The organism is Moorena bouillonii PNG (assembly GCF_001942495.1).
GTDB lineage: Bacteria > Cyanobacteriota > Cyanobacteriia > Cyanobacteriales > Coleofasciculaceae > Moorena > Moorena bouillonii.
Map to the genome: position 1 here is coordinate 4,189,071 of NZ_MKZS01000001.1, position 3,455 is coordinate 4,192,525.

Below are 3,455 nucleotides of genomic sequence, written 5' to 3' on the forward strand. Positions count from 1 at the left end.
CTGAGGCAATCCCCCCTCTTGACAAAAGGCTTTTTCTCTTAACTTGTCACCAATGCCCGATCACTGAGCCTTTCGAGCAATAGCCGAAAAGTTAAGCAGCAAAAGGGTGATCTACACTAGTTGGAGACAAAGTATGTTAGAGCAAATCAAAGAATTAACTGCTGAAAAGCGCACTGTTAGCAAAATTCAAGTCGAAATCAAGGAAATCGTTCCGAATAATCCCCGTAAGACTACTGAATCTTGCCTAAATACTGACGCTGACGGTGGTGATCTTAGAAGCGAGGAATCCTGAGACTATCTGAGCTTCTTAGGTAGCTATTGCTTATGAGCCTAGAATTGTTTGCAATAATTTAGTTGCTAATAGTTTTGGCTAAATCCGAGCTTGTATCAGAAATTAGAGAAATTTTCTCAATTAGTTTCTGGTGCAAGCTAGTTGCTTAGTATAAATTTTTTGTTGCTAATCTTTATCAAATATTTATGTCGGTGCTCGCAAAAATCCTCAAGCCTTATAGTGAGCAGAAATTCCTAGAATACCATTGGACGAGTAAAGCAGTATTTATCCCAAGTGAGGACGAAAGGAAGTTTGCTGATCTATTTTCTTGGCAAAAACTCACCAATCTCCTGAATTTCCATCAATTCAAGTATCCGGAGCTGCGCTTAGCGTTAGATGGCAAAGTTCTGGAGGAAAAGGAAAACGCCAATCTGATCAAGTGGTGCCAGTCAGGGGCAACTCTAATCATCGACAAGGTACATAAACTAGTACCAGAAATTACTAACTTCACCTCAGAAGTTAGACAAGATTTAGGCTATAGTGCTCAAGTCAATTCCTATTGTTCATGGCCCAGTAAACAGGGATTTTCCTGTCACTACGATACTCACGATGTCTTTATCTTGCAAATAGACGGAAACAAGGAATGGTACGTATTTAGCGATACTTTAAAATACCCGTTGACTGAGCAAAAATCAGCGTCTGAAATACCTCCGGAAGGGGATCCTTACTTGAAGTGTACCCTTACCCCTGGTGATCTGTTGTATATACCCCGTGGACATTGGCACTATGCTGTTGCTCTAGATCAACCGTCACTACATTTAACCCTAGGCATTCATTGCCAGACTGGTGTGGATTTTTTAGACTGGTTGGTTAGTGAGTTACGGGAGAATGAAGCCTGGCGTAAAAGTTTGCCACTGCGGTTCGATGCTGCTCCATTAGATCAGTCGATTGATAACTTAATCGAAAATTTCAAAGAATACCTTACTAACAGTGATATCCAGGAACAATATAACTGTTATCTTGATGGCTTAGTCAAGCCACTAGCTAGATACTCTCTACCTGCGCAAGCAGGATTTAATATATTTCCCAATGGTGTAGAGACTAGGTTTAGGAATCCCAAATTTAAACGCCTCAAAATTTCACAACTGCCAGATGACAATGGCTACCAAATTATCGTTTCAGGTAAAGAAATCGCTTTGAGAGGAGTAACTGACTCCTTGGTGGAAAATTTATTCACCAGAGAGACCTTTACCGGTAGTGATGTCATGACATGGTTACCAGATTTCGATTGGGAGGTTGATGTCGCTCCTCTTTTAACCCACTTAGTTACTGAAGGAATTATTTTTGTTGACTCCACAGTATAGCGCTACGCGCAAGGCAAGAGGCAATAGGCATGCTAGCAAAAGTTCACTAAAAGAGCGTTTCAGCAATACGTAGTGCTATATAATTAATATTTTTTTATAGTTAAAAAAAAATGATAGTTAAGGATAAAAAACCATGAACACTTTTTTTTGTTCTGACCATTCACAGCAGTTAGCCGAAGATATTATCGGTAGTGGTACTAATTACCAAGTTTATGTTTTAGTGGAATGTCGCCAACCGTGGCTGTGTAATGCCATGGATTCTAAGTATATTCCAGAGAATCTTAGGAGTTTGGTGGATGAGGTGAAGCACCGTAAGCTGCCAGTAAGATTCCTGCTGATTGCTAATAATAAAACCCTAAAAGCCGATCAAACTAAGCTTTTGATTTATAGTCACAACGGTGAGGCCAGGTTAAAAGGGTACAGCAAGCTAGAGTTTGATGTGACTAATCTTGGTGAGGTAGCTGGGATTGTCAAACAATTCTTAGCTGGAGAAACTCCAAACTGTGTCACACAAGACAGTGACACTAGAGACATTTTAGTTTGCACCCACGGTAGCCATGATGTCTGTTGCGCCAGGTATGGTAATCCTTTTTACTGCAAAGCCTTAGCTACTGTTGCTGAGTTATCCTTAACCAATGTCAGACTCTGGAAAGCCAGCCACTTTGGTGGTCATCGGTTTGCTCCCACTGCGATTGATTTCCCAGATGGAAGATACTATGGTGTCTTAGACCAAGATTCATTTAAATCAATTTTAATCCGTAGTGGTGATATTGAATGCTTCAATCGGGTTTATCGAGGTTGGGGAATTCTACCGACTAAAATTCAGGTATTGGAAAGGGAACTTATCCTCCGCTACGGATGGGATTGGTTTAAGCACGAAGTTGGTGGTTCAATCATTAAAGAATATGTGAATCAGGATTCTATTCAAGCTGAGATCAGCTTTGAAAAACCTAATGGCTTGATTTACCATTGTCGTGCTGAATTGGTTAAAGATGAAAGTAAGACATTGCAGCTGAAAGGGTCTTGTGGTGCTCAGAAAGAGTCAGTGTTTGTTAAATATACTATCAAGAATCTCTGCCTTTACTCGGAATTGCTGGAAATTCTTCCAGTTTATCAACCGCAGATGGCAAGCTAATATCAAGTCTGGTTGAATACCCATAATTAAAAAGAGGGTGGGAGGTGTGGGGAGATGGGGAGATAGGGAGATAGGGAGATGGGGAGATGGGGAGATGGGGAGATGGGGACTTACTCCCTGTTGCCTATTCCCTGTTCCCTTTGCTAGATATTAAGGTACATAAATTGGTGGCTGATGCCAACATAATCAAATGGCTCACCGTCAGGTATAAAACCAAGGCGACTATAAAAACCTAGGGCATTAATTCTAGTCATTACTCTCAAAGCTTTGAGATTCTTTGCTTTGGCTTTTTCAATTAATGTTTCGATCAGTTTAGTTCCGATGCCTTGGTGACGAAATTCAGGTAATAGTCCAACGTAGGCAATAGTGCCCAATCCGGGAGACAATTCTCTTAATCTTGCTGAACCAATTACCTGATTATTACAGATAGCAACGAGATGAAAAGCACTACTCTCGTACTGGTCTTGTTCTGTTCCTTTCTCCATACCTAAGGGTTTTCTGAAGACAAGCCACCGCTGGTGGTACATATCCTCTAACTCTTGTTTATTTTTCACAGGACGCACTTCAATAGTCGTCATGATGTTTAACCATATTGAGAATTAAGAATTAAGAATTAAGAATTAAGAATTAAGAATTTAGAATTTAGAATTTAGAATTTAGAATTTAGAATTTAGAATTTAGAATT

The 3,455-nt window shown here is 40.0% G+C and carries 4 protein-coding genes; 3 read left to right on the forward strand and 1 reads right to left on the reverse strand.

What is annotated here, in order from left to right; genetic code table 11:
* Positions 1–133 precede the first annotated feature (133 nt).
* The 3 genes from BJP37_RS39385 to BJP37_RS17140 all read left to right on the forward strand — a co-directional run bounded on the left by BJP37_RS39385 (position 134) and on the right by BJP37_RS17140 (position 2,770).
* Positions 134–292, forward strand: coding sequence for a hypothetical protein (locus BJP37_RS39385; RefSeq protein ID WP_158069629.1), 159 nt, complete (start codon positions 134–136; stop codon positions 290–292).
* A gap of 185 nt (positions 293–477) precedes the next feature.
* Positions 478–1,635, forward strand: a complete 1,158-nt coding sequence (locus tag BJP37_RS17135) for a cupin domain-containing protein (protein WP_075900535.1) — start codon at positions 478–480, stop codon at positions 1,633–1,635.
* Positions 1,636–1,768: 133 nt separating this feature from the next.
* Positions 1,769–2,770 carry a ferredoxin family protein gene (locus tag BJP37_RS17140; protein WP_075900537.1) on the forward strand — a complete coding sequence of 334 codons (1,002 nt, stop codon included), beginning with the start codon at positions 1,769–1,771 and terminating at the stop codon, positions 2,768–2,770.
* 143 nt (positions 2,771–2,913) lie between these two features.
* Here the strand turns inward: BJP37_RS17140 and BJP37_RS17145 are convergent, their stop codons facing one another.
* Positions 2,914–3,348 (reverse strand): GNAT family N-acetyltransferase, encoded by a 435-nt coding sequence (locus tag BJP37_RS17145; RefSeq protein WP_075900539.1) that lies wholly within the window; start codon positions 3,346–3,348, stop codon positions 2,914–2,916.
* Positions 3,349–3,455 lie beyond the last annotated feature (107 nt).

Excerpts from the sequence above, each read along its gene's own strand:
- BJP37_RS39385 (WP_158069629.1), top strand. The coding sequence starts at position 134 with ATGTTAGAGCAAATCAAAGAATTAACTGCTGAAAAGCGCACTGTTAGC.
- BJP37_RS17135 (WP_075900535.1), top strand. The coding sequence starts at position 478 with ATGTCGGTGCTCGCAAAAATCCTCAAGCCTTATAGTGAGCAGAAATTC.
- BJP37_RS17140 (WP_075900537.1), top strand. The coding sequence starts at position 1,769 with ATGAACACTTTTTTTTGTTCTGACCATTCACAGCAGTTAGCCGAAGAT.
- BJP37_RS17145 (WP_075900539.1), bottom strand. The coding sequence starts at position 3,348 with ATGACGACTATTGAAGTGCGTCCTGTGAAAAATAAACAAGAGTTAGAG.